Raw genomic sequence first — 16,355 nt, 5'->3', positions numbered from 1 at the left:
GCGGGGGCGAAGAACACCTGTTGGCTGGGCCGGGTTGTCGGTGGTGGCCGTTACGCTCGGCGCATGGCTGTGAACACGTCTCCCGAATCGCCCCTGCCCGTCGGCGAGGTGTCGCGGCTCATCGGGGGGTGGATCGACCGGCTCGGGGCGGTGTGGGTCGAGGGGCAGATCACCCAGCTGTCGCGGCGGCCCGGCGCCGGCGTCGTGTTCCTGACGCTGCGGGATCCGTCGTACGACATCTCCGTGAGCGTGACGGCGTACCGGCAGGTGTTCGACGCCGTCGCCGACGTGGTGACCGAGGGCGCCCGGGTCGTCGTGCTCGCCAAGCCGGAGTGGTACGCCCCGCGCGGCCAGCTCTCCCTGCGCGCCACCGAGATAAAGCCCGTCGGCGTCGGCGAGCTCCTCGCCCGGCTGGAGATGCTGAAGAAGTCCCTCGCCGCCGAGGGTCTCTTCGCGCCCGAGCGGAAGAAGCCGCTGCCCTTCCTCCCGCAGCTCGTCGGCCTGGTCTGCGGCCGGGCCTCGGCGGCCGAGCGGGACGTCCTGGAGAACGCCCGCCACCGCTGGCCGGCGGTCCGCTTCGAGGTACGCAACGTCCCCGTCCAGGGCGTGCACGCCGTGCCGCAGGTCGTACAGGCGGTGAAGGAGCTCGACGAGATCGACGCCGTGGACGTGATCATCGTGGCCCGCGGCGGCGGCAGCGTCGAGGACCTGCTGCCGTTCTCCGACGAGCAGCTGGTGCGGGCCGTCGCCTCCTGCCGCACCCCGGTCGTCTCCGCGATCGGGCACGAGCCCGACAACCCCCTCCTCGACCACGTCGCCGACCTGCGCGCCTCCACTCCTACCGACGCCGCCAAGAAGGTCGTGCCGGACGTGGGCGAGGAGTACGAGCGGGTGCGGATGCTGCGCGACCGGGCCCGGCGCTGCGTCGAGGCGTTCGTCGAGCGCGAGGAGCGGGGGCTCGCGCACGCCCTCGCGCGGCCGTCGATAGAGGATCCGCACCGGATGATCGACGAGCGCGCCGATCACGTGGCCTCGCTCCTCGACCGCAGCCGCCGCTGCGTCGGCCACCTCCTCGACCGCGCCCGCTCCGAACTGACGCACACGCACGCGCGCGTGGTGGCCCTCTCCCCCGCGGCGACCCTGAAGCGGGGGTATGCGGTGCTGCAGCGGGCCGACGGGCATGTGGTGCGGGACCCGGGCGAGGTGACGGCGGACGAGGCGCTCCGGGCGCGCGTCGCCGAGGGCGAGTTCTCCGTACGAGTCGAAGCACGAAGCGACGCACGAAGCGATGCATAGGGTGGGCGAATGACCAGCAAGGTGGAAGAGGCACTCGGGTACGAGCAGGCCCGGGACGAGCTGATCGAGGTCGTACGGCGGCTGGAGGCGGGCGGTACGACGCTGGAGGAGTCCCTGGCGCTCTGGGAGCGGGGCGAGGAGCTGGCCAAGGTGTGCCGGCGCTGGCTGGACGGGGCGCGGGCGCGGCTGGACGCGGCGCTGGCCGAGGAGCGCGAGGCCGAGGAAGAGGGCGACGAGTAGCCGTACGGGTGACGTTCTGCTGTGAAGCGGATCACTACACCCGGGTTATTGTTGAAGCGTCAACCTTCCTTGGCGTACCTTCGTGACGTCAGCCGATCCGGACCGCGGTCCGGTAAGGACCCAGGCGTCACCCTCTAGGAAGTTCCGCATGTCTCTCGTTCTTGACCCCGCCGCCCAGGACCTGCTGTTCCGCGAGGCCCGTACCGCGAACACCTTCACCGACGAGCCGGTGACCGAGGAGCAGATCCAGGCGATCTACGACCTGGTCAAGTACGGCCCCACCGCCTTCAACCAGACCCCGCTGCGCATCACCCTGGTCCGCTCGGCCGAGGCCCGTGAGCGTCTGGTGCAGCACATGGCCGAGGGCAACCAGGCCAAGACCGCCGCCGCCCCGCTGGTCGCGATCCTGTCCGCGGACAACGAGTTCCACGAGGAGCTGCCGGCCCTGTTCCCGGCGTTCCCGCAGGCCAAGGACGTCTTCTTCAGCGAGCGCGCGGCCCGTGAGAACGCCGCCGGGATGAACGCCGCCCTCCAGGCCGCGTACTTCATCGTCGGCATCCGCGCCGCCGGGCTGGCCGCCGGACCGATGACCGGCTTCGACTTCGAGGGCGTCCGCAAGGAGTTCCTGGACGACGACCACACCCCGCTGATGGTCGTCAACATCGGCAAGCCGGGCGCCGACGCCTGGTACCCGCGCTCCCCGCGCCTGGAGTACGACCAGGTCATCACCACCATCTGAGCGGAACCGACCCGCACGACAGAGGCCCTCGGCTGCACGCCGAGGGCCTTTTCGTCATCCGCGGCCGGTCCGGTCGCCGTCCGGTCGGTCCGACCACCCGGTCACTCCGCCTTCAGGTCACTCCGCCCTCAGCGCCTTCGCCATCTGTGTCAGCTGCTCGAACGACCCCGTGCCCGCCACCACCGTGGTCGCGCCCTTCTCCTGGTGCACGAGCGCGTCATAACGGCCGCCGGTGTAGCGCGTCCACGTCCGTTCGCCGATCTTCTCGGTGACGTCGGTGGCCCGCCCGCCCTGGGTGGCCTTCTCCAGGAACGTCGACGGCTTCTCGGCCGACTGCTCGACCTGGACGTACTCCCCGGCCGAGGTGTGGAAGCCGAGGTGCCAGGCGTCGAAGTCGGCGCCCTTGAAGCGGACCGACGTCGGCTTCCAGCTGTCGGGCAGCCCCTGGGGCGCGACCACCGGGTACGACGCCGCACGGCGGGCCGTGAGCAGCTCGACGCGGTAGTCGACCCGCGGGAGGTCGGGCTCGCCGTCCTCATGGGGAACGAAGAGATAGATGACTCCCGCCGCGAGCACGGTCACTCCCAGGGAGAGCACCATGTTGCGGACCGACTTCTGCTTGCCGTTCGAACCTGCCACGCCCCCTATCGTCGCAGGTGCCCTGGCCTGCTCATCCGTGGGGCCCCCTGCTCATTCTGCGCGCCCGAGGATAGAGTCAGGGCGGTCACCCTCATCCGGCCGTCGTCGTATCAGAAAGGTGCGCTCCGATGACCGAGAATCATCATCATTTGCCGTCCGAGCTCGAAGTACCCAGTGAAGCCCCCGATCGCAACCTCGCCCTGGAACTGGTCCGTGTGACCGAGGCGGCGGCGATGGCCGCGGGCCGCTGGGTCGGGCGCGGCGACAAGAACGGCGCCGACGGTGCCGCGGTGCGCGCCATGCGGACCCTCGTCCACACCGTGTCGATGAACGGCGTCGTCGTCATCGGTGAGGGCGAGAAGGACGAAGCGCCGATGCTCTTCAACGGGGAGCGGGTCGGCGACGGGACCGGCGCCGAGGTCGACATCGCCGTCGACCCGATCGACGGGACCACGCTGACCGCGAAGGGCATGCCCAACGCGATCTCCGTGCTCGCCGCCGCGGACCGGGGGTCCATGTTCGACCCGTCCGCCGTCTTCTACATGGACAAGCTGGTCACCGGCCCCGAGGCCGCCGACTTCGTCGACATCGACGCGCCCGTGTCCGTGAACATCCGCCGGGTCGCCAAGGCGAAGCGGTCCACGCCCGAGGACGTCACCGTCGTCATCCTCGACCGGCCCCGGCACGAGGGCATCATCAAGGAGATCCGGGATGCCGGTGCACGCATCAAGCTGATCTCCGACGGCGATGTCGCGGGCTCGATCTACGCGCTGCGCGAGGGCACCGGCGTCGACATGCTGCTCGGCATCGGCGGTACGCCGGAGGGGATCATCTCGGCCTGTGCGGTGAAGTGCCTCGGCGGCACGATCCAGGGCAAGCTGTGGCCGAAGGACGACGAGGAGCGCCAGCGGGCCATCGACGCCGGCCACGACCTCGACCGGGTGCTGCTGACGGACGACCTGGTCGCCGGGGACAACGTGTTCTTCGTCGCGACCGGCATCACCGACGGCGAGCTGCTGCGCGGGGTGCGCTACCGGTCGGAGAACGCGACGACCGACTCGATCGTGATGCGCTCGAAGTCGGGGACGGTGCGGCGGATCGACTCCGAGCACCGGCTGAGCAAGCTGCGGGCCTACAGCGCGATCGACTTCGACCGCGCGAAGTAGGCAGGCCGCGGCCGCCGACGAAGTCAAGGACGATGGGCGCCCCCGGTGCGGAGGGGGCGCCCATCGCTTTGCCTGCTGTCAGCCCGCCTGCGCTATGCGGTTCGTCGTCGCACGTGCCGCCTTCTTCAGTTCCATCTCGCGGCGGCGGCGCCTGGCCAGGACCACTCGGCGTTCGGCCGCGGTCAGGCCGCCCCAAACGCCGTAGGGCTCGGGCTGGAGGAGGGCGTGTTCGCGGCACTCGACCATGACCGGGCAGCGGGCACAGACCCGCTTGGCCGCCTCCTCGCGGGAGAGTCGGGCCGCGGTGGGCTCTTTCGAAGGGGCGAAGAACAGGCCGGCCTCGTCGCGGCGGCACACGGCTTCCGTGTGCCATGGGGCGTCTTGGTCCCTGTCTCGCACTGGCACCCGCTGGGCCGGAACGGCAGCTACCTGCAGGGACGAATGCGGCGGTTGCAGCACGGTCTACTCCTGACGACGGCTTCGCGAGCGAGAGACGATGCAGCAAGGTCTACCCGCTGTGCGCGCGCCTATGCAGGGAGTTCCGATCCGCTGGATCTCAGGGGGTTCGGCACGCTTGTCCCGGGCGTCCGCAACGGCCGAAAGGCGCGGTGGAAGCCGGTCCGATTCACAACCGTCAACGATCCAGGTGCTTGCGCAAACTCCTGTCGACCTTGCGCTGAACCCGGTCGAGGATGTCGGCGACCACCTTCCCCCGCTTCGGCCGTCCCTCGATGTTGCCCAGCACGGCCCAGCCGTCGACGTGGACGACCGGCGCCCGGGGGTCCTCGGCGTCGAGGTGGTCCACCTCGAAGTTGCCGAGGACACCGCCGCCGGTGCCGCGCAGCGAGACGTTCTCCGGGACGCGGACCTCGACGTTGCCGAAGACCGAGATCGCCCGGATCACGACCTGCTGGTACTCGAAGAGGGCCTCGCTGAGGTCTATCTCGACGCTGCCGAAGATCGCGTACGCGTGGATGCGGCGGCCCGCGCGCCAGCGGCCCTTGCGGACGGCACTGCTGAAGACCGCGACCACGTTGTCGTCGGGGTCGGCCGGTATCGCGGCCGGGGCGGGGCGGCCGGGGGCGGGGATGTGCGGGGCGCGGCGCGCATGGGCCGCGGGCAGGTCCCGTATGAAGACATCCAGTTCACCCACCGTCTTGGCCGTCAGCACGCCCTCGACGCGCTCGGCGTGCTCGTCGGCGGTGAGGCGGCCCTCGGCCAGGGCGTCGCGCAGGATGTCGGTGATCCGGTCGCGGTCGGCGTCGGAGGCACGGAGCTCGGTGGCGGCAGCGGGTGCGGTCTGCTTCTGAAGGTCCACGGCAGCAGCGTACCGAAACACGATAGATCGCGATAGCCCCTGTGGATGACGGTCTGCGCATGCCGCCGCGAGCCCCCCGGAGGGCGACTGGGCCTCGAACTGAGCCTTACCTCACAAGCTCGTCATCAGTGGCAGGTTCTACGCTGGTGGACGCTGCCAACGGAGGCCAGCCGCGCTGTCTGTTTAGTGAGGAATGGGCGACATGCCTGAGTTCGCGTACACCGATCTGCTCCCCATGGGAGAGGACACCACCCCGTACCGGCTGGTGACCTCCGAAGGTGTCTCCACCTTCGAGGCCGACGGGCGGACGTTCCTCAAGGTGGAGCCCGAGGCGCTGCGCAAGCTCGCCGAGGAGGCCATCCACGACATCCAGCACTACCTGCGCCCCGCCCACCTCGCGCAGCTGCGCCGGATCATCGACGACCCCGAGGCCTCCAGCAACGACAAGTTCGTGGCGCTGGACCTGCTGAAGAACGCGAACATCGCGGCGGCGGGTGTGCTGCCGATGTGCCAGGACACCGGCACGGCGATCGTGATGGGCAAGCGCGGGCAGAACGTGCTGACCGAGGGCGGCGACGAGGAAGCCCTGTCGAAGGGCATCTACGACGCGTACCTGAACCTCAACCTGCGCTACTCGCAGATGGCTCCGCTCACCATGTGGGAGGAGAAGAACACCGGGTCGAACCTGCCGGCCCAGATCGAGCTGTACGCCACCGACGGCGGCGCGTACAAGTTCCTGTTCATGGCGAAGGGCGGCGGTTCGGCCAACAAGTCCTTCCTCTACCAGGAGACGAAGGCCGTCCTGAACGAGGCCTCCATGATGAAGTTCCTGGAGGAGAAGATCCGTTCGCTGGGTACGGCCGCGTGCCCGCCGTACCACCTGGCGATCGTGGTCGGCGGTACCAGCGCCGAGTACGCCCTCAAGACCGCGAAGTACGCCTCCGCGCACTACCTGGACGAGATCCCTGCCGAGGGCTCGCCACTCGGGCACGGGTTCCGGGACAAGGAGCTTGAGGAGAAGGTCTTCGAGCTGACGCAGAAGATCGGGATCGGGGCGCAGTTCGGGGGCAAGTACTTCTGCCACGACGTGCGTGTGGTGCGGCTGCCCAGGCACGGCGCCTCCTGCCCGGTCGCCATCGCCGTGTCCTGCTCGGCCGACCGTCAGGCCGTCGCGAAGATCACCGCCGAGGGTGTGTTCCTGGAGCAGTTGGAGACCGACCCGGCGCGGTTCCTGCCGGAGACGACGGACGAGCACCTCGACGAGTCGTCCGACGTGGTGAAGATCGACCTGAACCAGCCGATGGAGACGATCCTCGCGGAGCTGACCAAGTACCCGGTCAAGACGCGGCTTTCGCTCACCGGGCCGCTGGTCGTGGCCCGTGACATCGCGCACGCCAAGATCAAGGAGCGGCTCGACGCGGGCGAGGAGATGCCGCAGTACCTGAAGGACCACCCGGTGTACTACGCCGGTCCCGCGAAGACCCCCGAGGGGTACGCGTCCGGTTCCTTCGGCCCGACCACGGCCGGCCGTATGGACTCCTACGTCGAGCAGTTCCAGGCGGCTGGCGGCTCCAAGGTCATGCTCGCCAAGGGCAACCGCAGCAAGCAGGTCACCGACGCGTGCGACGCGCACGGCGGGTTCTACCTCGGCTCCATCGGCGGGCCGGCCGCGCGGCTCGCCCAGGACTGCATCAAGAAGGTCGAGGTCGTCGAGTACGAGGAGCTCGGCATGGAGGCCGTCTGGAAGATCGAGGTCGAGGACTTCCCGGCCTTCATCGTCGTCGACGACAAGGGCAACGACTTCTTCCAGGACCCGGCACCGGCGCCGACGTTCACGTCCATTCCGGTACGGGGGCCGGGGCTGGCGTAGCCCTTGCGGCGCGGCGGGGCCGTTTCTCGCCCCCGCCGCCCCTACCCGTCCCATCCCTGGGGGCTGCGCCCCCGGACCCCCGCGGTCGGCCCTGCGGGCCTCGTCCTCAAACGCCGGACGGGCTGGAAGATCGGAGCGGGGTCTGGGGCGGAGCCCCAGAAAGGGGCGCGGGGCTGTGTCGATATGCGGCTCCGCCGCGTGGGCGCGACCAGCCCCCACCGGCCCGCACCCGAAGATCGACCCGGGGTCGAAGCCCCGCGTGGCCCAAGCCCGGAACATCCCCGCCGTCCCGATCGCTAGAGACGGTATGAGCGACGAATACCGCATCGAGCACGACTCCATGGGCGAGGTCCGCGTCCCGGCGGACGCCAAGTGGCGGGCCCAGACGCAGCGTGCCGTCGAGAACTTCCCGGTCTCCGGCCAGCGCATCGAGCGGGCCCACATCGAGGCCCTCGCCCGCATCAAGGGCGCCGCCGCCAAGGTGAACGCGCGGCTCGGGGTGCTCGACAAGGACATCGCCGAGGCCATTCAGGAGGCGGCCGGCGAGGTCGCCGAGGGGCGGTGGGACGAGCATTTCCCCGTCGACGTGTTCCAGACCGGGTCCGGTACCTCGTCCAACATGAACACCAACGAGGTCATCGCCACCCTCGCGACCGAGCGCCTCGGCCGGGACGTCCACCCCAACGACCATGTGAACGCCTCGCAGTCGTCCAACGACGTCTTCCCCTCCTCCATCCACATCGCCGCCACCGCCGCCGTCACCCGGGACCTCGTCCCCGCGCTGGAACACCTCGCCGCCGCGCTGGAGCGCAAGGCCGAGGAGTTCGGGGACGTCGTGAAGTCCGGGCGGACCCACCTCATGGACGCCACGCCCGTGACGCTGGGCCAGGAGTTCGGCGGGTACGCCGCCCAGGTGCGGTACGGCGTCGAGCGGCTGCACGCCTCACTCCCCCGCCTCGCCGAACTCCCCCTCGGCGGGACCGCCGTGGGCACCGGCATCAACACACCGCCCGGCTTCTCCGCCGCCGTCATCGAGGAGGTCGCCCGCGCCACCGGGCTGCCGCTCACCGAGGCGCGGGACCACTTCGAGGCGCAGGGCGCCCGGGACGGGATCGTGGAGACCAGTGGGCAGCTGCGGACCATCGCCGTCGGGCTGACGAAGATCTCGAACGACCTGCGGTGGATGTCCTCCGGGCCGCGTACCGGGCTTGCCGAGATCAGCCTTCCCGATCTGCAGCCCGGATCGTCGATCATGCCCGGCAAGGTCAACCCCGTCATCCCCGAGGCCGTCCTCATGGTCGCCGCGCAGGTCGTCGGCAACGACGCCACCGTGGCCACCGCCGGCGCCGCGGGCAACTTCGAGCTGAACGTCATGCTGCCGGTCATCGCGAAGAACGTCCTGGAGTCGATCCGGCTGCTCGCGAACGCCTCCCGGCTGCTGGCCGACCGGACCGTCGACGGCATCGTCGCCCATCGGGAACGGGCCCTGGAGTACGCCGAGTCGTCGCCGTCCGTCGTGACGCCGCTCAACAAGTACATCGGGTACGAGGAGGCGGCCAAGGTCGCCAAGAAGGCGCTGGCGGAGCGGAAGACCATCCGCCAAGTCGTCCTGGAGGGCGGGTACGTGGAGCGCGGGGACCTCACGACGGAGCAGTTGGACGAGGCCCTCGATGTCCTGCGGATGACACGGCCGTAACGACTGGTCGCGCGTTCGTCGCGGTGCGGTGAACCACGACGCTTGCCGCAGCGTCGTATGCCTGTGGCACCTAATATCTGTACATGGCAGACGGTGGAGCGGTGACGACGGAAGTGGAAGCGGGCGGCTCGACGGGATCCTGGGCGCCCGGGACACAGATCCTGTGGCGGTACCGGGAGAACGCCGGCCGTCGCTTCCACATCGCGCGCCCCGTCACCGTCGTCCGGGACGACCACGAGATCCTCGCCGTATGGCTCGCTCCGGGCACGGAGTGTGTGAAACCGGTGCTCGCCGACGGGACGTCCGTGCACGAGGAACCGCTGGAGACGCGGTACACCAAGCCGCGTACCGTCCAGCGCGACCGCTGGTTCGGGACCGGGGTGCTGAAGCTGGCGCGGCCCGGTGAGCCGTGGTCGGTGTGGCTGTTCTGGGAGCCCGGGTGGCGGTTCAAGAACTGGTACGTGAACCTCGAGGAGCCGCTGGCCCGTTGGACGGGCGGGGTGGACTCCGAGGACCACTTCCTCGACATCTCGGTGCACCCGGACCGCAGTTGGCACTGGCGGGACGAGGACGAGTTCGCGCAGGCCCAGCGGGACGGGCTGGTGGACGACCGGCTCGCCGCGCGGGTCCGGGAGGCGGGCCGCGAGGCGGTCGAGGTGATCCGCTCCTGGGGACCGCCGTTCGCCGACGGCTGGCAGCACTGGCGACCGGATCCCGCCTGGGCTGTACCTTCTTTGCCTGAGGACTGGGATCGCACGCCCGCGCACATCACCTCATGAGACCCTTGATGCGCCCCCGGGCAGCAAACGTAGGATCGTCCTCCGCAAGGACGCGCATCGACGGCAACTACCGGAGCGCGCGCCGGGCTTGACCGATCGTCACCGAGGGGCGGCAGGACGTGAGCGAGGGTTACCAGGACACCGCCGGGGGCAGCAGACGCCCCACCGGCGGCACAGGAACTGCCTCTGGTCACGCGGAAATTCCGTTCCTGGGGCACGTATTCCGGGTATCGGAGTTTCGGCGGGACGAACTGCACGCGCGGCGCGCAGCCCCGGACGGATGGATTCGAAAGGCGTGACGGAGCAGCCGATCTCCTTCGAACGCCCCGAGACGGGCGTCGACCCCGCGGAGCCCCGCGGGGCGCTCGTGCGTACCTCGACACCGTCGACGACGCCCTCCACGCCACCGCGCACCCCTGGCGGCGACGCCTGCGGGGGCACGCCCTTACCCACGCAGGCGCGCACCGGAGAGACCCCTTCCACGCCGGGCACCACCGCACCGTCCGGCCCGAGCAAGGAGCCCTCAGACATCGCCGGCAACGGCCCCGAGCACTCGCAGCCCTCCGTCGCCGCCGAGCCCGATTCGCACCGGCCGCGGCCCGTCCCCGAGGCCATCCCGCCGCAGCCCGGCACCGAGCCGCCGCAGTCGTCCGCCGAGCGGCGCACCGGACAGGGCGTCGTGCCCGGCCGGCCCACGCCTATGCGACGGGACGGGGACCGGCTGCGCTTCGTGGGCGCCGCCACCCGGCGGATCGCCCGCGGCATAGACCTGGACGAGATCGTGATGGGGCTGTGCCGGGCGACCGTGCCGACCTTCTCCGACGCGATCCTCGTCTATCTGCGCGACCCGCTGCCGGTCGGCGACGAGCGGCCCACGGGTCCCGTCGTGCTGCGCCTGCGCCGCACGGACCGCATCCCGGAGGAGCGGGACACCGACAGCGGCGGCTTCCTGCCCGCACCGCAGCAGCCAGAGCCGCCCGAGCTGGCCGAACTGTCCACGGTCACCGCCGAACTGTGCGAGGTGCGGCCCGGCGGCGCACTCGCCGAGGTGCTGCGCGGCGTACGTCCCGTCTTCGCCGACGCGCCCGCCGCCCGCGCCGCGCTGCCCGAACTCCTCGGCGAGGACGGTGAGTCGATCATCCCGGACGGCCAGCGCGCGATCCTCGCGCCGCTGCGCGGCCGCCGCCGGGTCATCGGCGCCGCCGTCTTCCTGCGCCGCCCCGACCGCCTCGCCTTCGAGCCCGACGACCTCCTGGTCGCCGCCCAGCTCGCCACGCACAGCGCGCTCGGCATCGACAAGGCGGTGCTGTACGGCCGTGAGGCGTACATCGCCGACGAGCTCCAGCGCACCATGCTGCCGGAGACGCTGCCGCGTCCGACGGGCGTACGGCTCGCCTCCCGCTATCTCCCGGCCGCCGAGACGGCCCGGGTGGGCGGCGACTGGTACGACGCGATCCCGCTGCCGGGCAGCCGAGTGGCACTGGTCGTCGGTGATGTGATGGGCCACTCCATGACGTCGGCCGCGATCATGGGCCAGCTGCGGACGACGGCCCAGACGCTCGCCGGGCTCGACCTGCCCCCGCAGGAGGTCCTGCACCACCTCGACGAGCAGGCCCAGCGCCTGGGCACCGACCGCATGGCGACCTGCCTGTACGCCGTCTACGACCCGGTCTCGCACCGCATCACCATCGCCAACGCGGGCCATCCGCCGCCCGTCCTGCTGCACCTGGGCGGCCGCGCGGAGGTCCTGCGGGTGCCCGCGGGCGCGCCGATCGGCGTCGGGGGCGTCGACTTCGAGGCGGTGGAGCTGGACGCGCCGGCCGGAGCGACGCTGCTCCTCTACACGGACGGTCTGGTCGAGTCGCGGCTGCGTGACGTGTGGACCGGCATAGAGCAGTTGCGCGAGAAGCTCGCCGCGACCGCGCAGCTGACCGGGCCGGACCATCCGCCGCCGCTGGAGGCCCTGTGCGACGAGGTGCTCGACATGCTCGGGCCGGGCGACCGGGACGACGACATCGCGCTGCTCGCCGCCCGCTTCGACGGGATCGCGCCGAGCGATGTGGCGTACTGGTTCCTGGAGCCGGAGGACGCGGCGCCGGGTCGTGCCCGACGGCTGGCCCGGCGTGCGCTGTCCCGGTGGGGACTCGAAGAACTCTCCGATTCCGTGGAGCTGTTGGTGAGCGAGGTCGTGACGAATGCCGTGCGGTATGCCACGCGGCCGGTGACGTTGCGGTTGTTGCGGACCGATGTGCTGCGGTGTGAGGTCGGGGACGACGTGCCGCAGTTGCCTCGGCTTCGGCAGGCTCGGGCCACGGATGAAGGTGGGCGGGGGCTCTACCTGGTCAATCGGCTGGCTCGGCGGTGGGGGGCCACGCGGTTGAGCACCGGGAAAGTCGTGTGGTTCGAGTTGAATCGAGGCTGAACGCCGTAGGGGAACTGCGCGTCGCCGACTGCGGATGCGTCGTGTCGCGCAGTTCCCCGCGCCCCTGGAGGGCGTTGTCCTACTGGTCGTTTCCGGGTCTGCCCGGGTCCAGGGTGATCGGATCCGTCGGCTCGTCCGTCGGGGCCGTCGGCGCCGGCTCCGTCGTCGGTTCCTCCGTCGGGGGCTCCGTCGTCGGTTCCTCCGTCGGGGGCTCCGTGGTGGGCTTCTCCGTCGGCTCCTGAGTCGTCGGTTCCTCCGTCGGCTCCTGGGTCGTCGGCTCCTGGCTGGGGGTCGGGGTCCAGGTCGGCTGGACGGCGGCACCCTGGTCGGTGTTCAGGTCGAACCTGGCGTCCGGGTCGGTCACGCCGAACATGTACGCCGCCCAGATGTCCGCCGGGAAGCCACCGCCGTTGACGCGGTCCTTGCCGCCGGCGCCGTACATCTTGGCCTGCGCGTGGGTCTTGTCGTCCTCACCGAACAGGCCCACCGAGGTGACCAGGTCCGGGGTGTAGCCGGTGAACCAGGCCGACTTGTTGTCGTCGGACGTACCCGTCTTGCCGGCGACCTTCTGGCCGTCGCGCTTGGGGTTGTTCGCCACGGCCCGCTGCGCCGTACCGTCGTCGACCACGCCCGTCAGCACCGAGGTCACCGAGTCGGCGGCCTCACGGCTGATGACCTGCTCGCCGATCGGGTTCGGGATGTCGACCGTACGACTGTTGTGCTCGGCCTTCTTGATGATGCTCGGGGTGACCTTCTCACCGTGGTTGTCGAGGGTCGCGTACACGCCGGCCATCTGCAGCGGGCTGGCGCCCATGGTGCCGAGGGTCTGCGCGGGTACGACCTGCTCCTTGGCGGTGTCCATGCCGAGCTTGCCGGCCATGTCCATCACGTTCTCCATGCCGACGTCGACGCCCATCTGCGCGAAGACGGAGTTGACCGACTGGTTCATCGCCTTCTGGACGGTGATGGGGCCGTAGTTCTGGTCGTCCTCGTTCTCGGGGGCGAAGCCGACCTTGTCGCCGTCGCTGTCCACGACGGGGCGCTTGCTGGTGCCGTCGTAGATCGTGTTCGCGGTGATCGGCTTGCCGGACTGCGTCCGCGCGCCCTCGTCCAGGGCGGCGGCCAGGATCACCGGCTTGAACGTCGACGCGGGCTGGTAGTCGGTGCGGGTCGCGTTGCTCGTGTAGTGCTTGAAGTAGTCCACGCCGCCGTACAGCGCGACGATCTTGCCGGTCTTGGGGTCGACGGAGACCGCACCGGCCTGGACGTCCGCGTCGACCGGCCGCTTCTTCTTGTCCAGCTTGCTGGTGAGCTGCGCCTTGACAGCCTTCTCCAGCTGCGTCTGCTTCTTCTTGTCGATGTTCAGGGTGATGGTCCAGCCCTGGTCGACGACCTCGGCCTCGGCCTGGGAGCGCGGGATGCCCTCCTGCTTCATCAGCTGGGTGATGAGCTGCTCGTTGGCCAGCTCGATCAGGTAGCCCTTCTGGCCCTCCCGGCCGGCGGCGGGCTTCGGCTCCTTCGGCTCCTTGAACGTCATGCCCTGCCGCTCGGACTTGTCGAGCCAGCCCTCCTCGACCATGTTGTCCAGGACGTAGTTCCAGCGGGCCGTGACCAGCTTCTTGCCGGTCTCGGACGCGGCCTGCCAGTCGTACTGGCTGGGCGCCTGGAGCAGAGCGGCGAGGTACGCGCCCTGTTCGACGGTGAGCTTGTCGGCGTCGACGCGGTAGTAGGCCTGGGCGGCGGCCTGGATTCCGTAGGCGCCGCGGCCGTAGTAGCTGGTGTTGATGTAGCCGGCGAGGATGTCGTCCTTGGACATCTGGCGGTCGACCTTCAGGGAGATGACCATCTCCTTGAGCTTGCGGCTGACCGTCTGCTCCTGGCTGAGGTAGTAGTTCTTCACGTACTGCTGGGTGATCGTCGAACCGCCCTGCGCGCCCTTGCCCATCAGCGTGTTGAGCACACCGCGGGCCGTGCCCTTCAGGTCGATGCCGTTGTCGTTGTAGAACGACTTGTTCTCGGCCGCGACGAAGGTGTAGCGGACCTTCTTCGGCACCTTGGACAGGTCGACGATCTCGCGGTTGACCGTGCCGGCGCGGGCCAGGGTCGTCGTGCCGTCGCTGAACTTGTAGACGTTGCTCTGGCGCTGGGCGGCCTGGGCCGCGGCGTTGTCGCTGGGCACGTCCACGTACAGGTACAGCCCGATGAACGCGGCGATGGCGAGCAGACACGTGCCGAGGAACGTGCCGAGGATCTTCTTCCAGGTGAAGAGCCGGCGTATGCGCCCCTTGCCGTCACCGCCCTTGCCCCCGGACCTGGCCGCCCGCCGGGCCGCGGCACGGCCGCCCGTGCCGGCCGACGGCGTCCCGATGACGGTGGCCGACGGGTCCGCCCCGGCGGCCGACGGCGACCCGGACGGACGCCGGGGCGCCGCGCGGCGGCCACCGCGCTGTCGCGCTCGTCTGTCTTCCGCTCGTCCCATGGGTCCGTTCCGCTCCGCTTCGTTCTTGTGTGCGCTTCTGCCACACAGGTTCGCCGCTCAGGTCAGCTCAGAAAGCTAACACCGGAAGTTGTGACAAAGCCCTGTCGATCCGGGCTTTTGGGGACGTGACAATCAGCACCTGTCCCAACGGAACCGACGGCTGAAGCGTGCATAGGGTTGCCCGGAAGGGGTAATCTGTTATCACTTAGCTAGATCCGAGATAAGGAAGCCGCGGAGAACGCCACCCGCGGCTTCGGGAGGAGACGGGGGATCACCCATGCCGAAGGACCTGACCGACAAGACCGACGCCACATCCGGCAGCACCACCGCACCGACGGCCCCCGACGTCCCCGAGATGCCGGCCCCCCGTGTCCGCGAGTTCACCGCGCACAGCATCGGCGGCGGGCTCGCCCTGCTGCTCGGCCTCGTCGGGCTGCTGGTCGGGGCGGGGCTGATCGTGAGCGCCTCGGCGGTGTCCGGGGCCGGCGGCCAAGCCGCGCTGATCATCTCCGGCGTCCTGATCGCCATCGCCGCGCTCCTCGCCATGTGCGGGCTGAACATGGTCGCGCCGGGTGAGGCGCGGGTCGTGCAGCTCTTCGGGCGGTACCGGGGGACGATCCGGGAGGACGGGCTGCGCTGGGTGAACCCCTTCACCTCGCGTACGAAGATCTCGACCCGGGTCCGCAACCACGAGACGGCCGTACTGAAGGTCAACGACGCCTACGGCAACCCGATCGAGCTCGCCGCGGTGGTGGTGTGGAAGGTCGAGGACACCGCGCAGGCCACGTTCGAGGTGGACGACTTCCTGGAGTTCGTCTCCACCCAGACCGAGGCGGCGGTGCGGCACATCGCCATCGAGTACCCGTACGACGCCCATGACGAGGGCGGTCTCTCGCTGCGCGGGAACGCCGAGGAAATCACCGAGAAGCTCGCCGTCGAACTGCACGCGCGCGTGGAGGCGGCCGGGGTGCAGATCATCGAGTCGCGCTTCACTCATCTCGCGTACGCTCCCGAGATCGCCTCCGCGATGCTCCAGCGACAGCAGGCCGGGGCGGTCGTCGCGGCGCGGCGGCAGATCGTCGACGGGGCGGTGGGCATGGTCGAGGCGGCGCTCGCGCGGATCTCCGAGCAGGGCATCGTGGAGCTGGACGAGGAGCGCAAGGCGGCGATGGTGTCCAACCTGATGGTGGTGCTGTGCGGCGACCGGGCCCCGCAGCCGGTCCTCAACACCGGGACGCTCTACCAGTGACGGCACCCTCCGATCCGTTCGACGACTCCGCCGAGTCGGCGCCTCGGCGTCGGCCGCAGCAGCGCAAGCAGGTCCTGCTGCGGCTCGACCCGTCGGTGTACGAGGCGCTCGCGCGGTGGGCGGGCGACGAGCTGCGCTCGGCCAACGCGCAGATCGAGTTCCTGCTGCGGCGGGCCCTCGCGGAGGCGGGCCGGCTGCCGGGCGAGGCCAAGCCGATCCCACGGCGCGGCCGACCTCCCGCGCAGCCCCCCGAGTCGCAGTAGCAGAACCGTGACAATGGGCCCCCACCTGGCCCTTCGCACCCAGCGCCATGATCTCCACACTGGGCGTATACATACGACGTATACACCCCGTGTACTGTCCTGCTCATGTCCATCGGTCACACCCTCCTGGGGCTCCTGGAAACCGGCCCGCGCCACGGCTACGACCTGAAGCGGGCCTTCGACGAGAAGTTCGGTCACG

14 protein-coding genes and 1 pseudogene are annotated in these 16,355 nt (G+C 70.2%); 11 read left to right on the top strand and 4 right to left on the bottom strand.

All coding sequences use genetic code 11. The annotated features are described in order from the left end of the window. Positions 1-63 precede the first annotated feature (63 nt). The 3 genes from xseA (at position 64) to ACFZBP_RS32480 (ending at position 2,275) form a co-directional block, all read left to right on the top strand. Entirely contained in the window at positions 64-1,296 is a 1,233-nt protein-coding gene (gene xseA / locus ACFZBP_RS32490) for an exodeoxyribonuclease VII large subunit (protein ID WP_383458001.1), read from the top strand. Between the two features lie 9 nt (positions 1,297-1,305). Beyond that, entirely contained in the window at positions 1,306-1,536 is a 231-nt protein-coding gene (locus tag ACFZBP_RS32485) for an exodeoxyribonuclease VII small subunit (protein WP_383458003.1), read from the top strand. Positions 1,537-1,684: 148 nt separating this feature from the next. Next, positions 1,685-2,275: a malonic semialdehyde reductase gene (locus ACFZBP_RS32480; RefSeq protein WP_391418395.1), complete on the top strand. Its 591-nt coding sequence runs from the start codon at positions 1,685-1,687 to the stop codon at positions 2,273-2,275. A gap of 117 nt (positions 2,276-2,392) precedes the next feature. On the opposite strand, the gene ACFZBP_RS32475 is transcribed toward ACFZBP_RS32480, so the two are convergent. Then, on the bottom strand, positions 2,393-2,914 hold the full coding sequence (locus ACFZBP_RS32475) for a DUF4245 family protein (protein WP_391418393.1): 522 nt from the start codon (positions 2,912-2,914) through the stop codon (positions 2,393-2,395). 128 nt (positions 2,915-3,042) lie between these two features. Between ACFZBP_RS32475 and glpX the strand changes: the two genes are divergently transcribed. Further along, on the top strand, positions 3,043-4,080 hold the full coding sequence (glpX, locus tag ACFZBP_RS32470) for a class II fructose-bisphosphatase (RefSeq protein ID WP_062718430.1): 1,038 nt from the start codon (positions 3,043-3,045) through the stop codon (positions 4,078-4,080). Positions 4,081-4,158: 78 nt separating this feature from the next. Here the strand turns inward: glpX and ACFZBP_RS32465 are convergent, their stop codons facing one another. Together ACFZBP_RS32465 and ACFZBP_RS32460 are read right to left on the bottom strand one after the other, a co-directional pair. Then, a complete protein-coding gene (locus ACFZBP_RS32465) occupies positions 4,159-4,539 on the bottom strand; it encodes a WhiB family transcriptional regulator (RefSeq protein ID WP_383458015.1) in 381 nt (126 codons plus the stop codon). A 175-nt stretch (positions 4,540-4,714) separates the two neighbouring features. Further along, positions 4,715-5,398: a DUF1707 domain-containing protein gene (locus tag ACFZBP_RS32460; protein ID WP_391418387.1), complete on the bottom strand. Its 684-nt coding sequence runs from the start codon at positions 5,396-5,398 to the stop codon at positions 4,715-4,717. 202 nt (positions 5,399-5,600) lie between these two features. On the opposite strand from ACFZBP_RS32460, the gene ACFZBP_RS32455 reads away from it, so the two are divergent. The 4 genes from ACFZBP_RS32455 (at position 5,601) to ACFZBP_RS32440 (ending at position 12,165) form a co-directional block, all read left to right on the top strand. Then, positions 5,601-7,268, top strand: coding sequence for a FumA C-terminus/TtdB family hydratase beta subunit (locus tag ACFZBP_RS32455; protein ID WP_391418383.1), 1,668 nt, complete (start codon positions 5,601-5,603; stop codon positions 7,266-7,268). 307 nt (positions 7,269-7,575) lie between these two features. Next, positions 7,576-8,964, top strand: coding sequence for an aspartate ammonia-lyase (locus tag ACFZBP_RS32450; protein WP_391418380.1), 1,389 nt, complete (start codon positions 7,576-7,578; stop codon positions 8,962-8,964). Between the two features lie 83 nt (positions 8,965-9,047). Continuing rightward, entirely contained in the window at positions 9,048-9,743 is a 696-nt protein-coding gene (locus ACFZBP_RS32445) for a DUF402 domain-containing protein (RefSeq protein ID WP_391418377.1), read from the top strand. Positions 9,744-10,023: 280 nt separating this feature from the next. After that, entirely contained in the window at positions 10,024-12,165 is a 2,142-nt protein-coding gene (locus ACFZBP_RS32440) for a SpoIIE family protein phosphatase (protein ID WP_383458037.1), read from the top strand. A gap of 79 nt (positions 12,166-12,244) precedes the next feature. Here ACFZBP_RS32440 and ACFZBP_RS32435 read toward each other — a convergent pair whose 3' ends face one another. Next, positions 12,245-14,644 (bottom strand): transglycosylase domain-containing protein, encoded by a 2,400-nt coding sequence (locus ACFZBP_RS32435; RefSeq protein ID WP_391418372.1) that lies wholly within the window; start codon positions 14,642-14,644, stop codon positions 12,245-12,247. A 355-nt stretch (positions 14,645-14,999) separates the two neighbouring features. On the opposite strand from ACFZBP_RS32435, the gene ACFZBP_RS32430 reads away from it, so the two are divergent. From ACFZBP_RS32430 to ACFZBP_RS32420, 3 genes and pseudogenes are all read left to right on the top strand, one after another. After that, the gene (locus tag ACFZBP_RS32430) at positions 15,000-15,893 is read left to right on the top strand and encodes an SPFH domain-containing protein (RefSeq protein WP_391419074.1); all 894 of its coding nucleotides are present in this window, start codon (positions 15,000-15,002) and stop codon (positions 15,891-15,893) included. Continuing rightward, on the top strand, positions 15,890-16,156 hold the full coding sequence (locus ACFZBP_RS32425) for a hypothetical protein (RefSeq protein WP_383458045.1): 267 nt from the start codon (positions 15,890-15,892) through the stop codon (positions 16,154-16,156). The genes ACFZBP_RS32430 and ACFZBP_RS32425 overlap by 4 nt, the downstream gene beginning before the upstream one ends. Positions 16,157-16,261: 105 nt before the next feature. Further along, positions 16,262-16,355 (top strand): annotated as a pseudogene (locus ACFZBP_RS32420) (PadR family transcriptional regulator); the annotation flags it as partial.

The sequence above is a fragment of the Streptomyces sp. NPDC008086 genome (assembly GCF_042957325.1).
Classification (GTDB): domain Bacteria; phylum Actinomycetota; class Actinomycetes; order Streptomycetales; family Streptomycetaceae; genus Streptomyces.
Note: the sequence above shows the minus strand (reverse complement) of the source record. Positions and strands in the feature narration are given on the sequence as shown.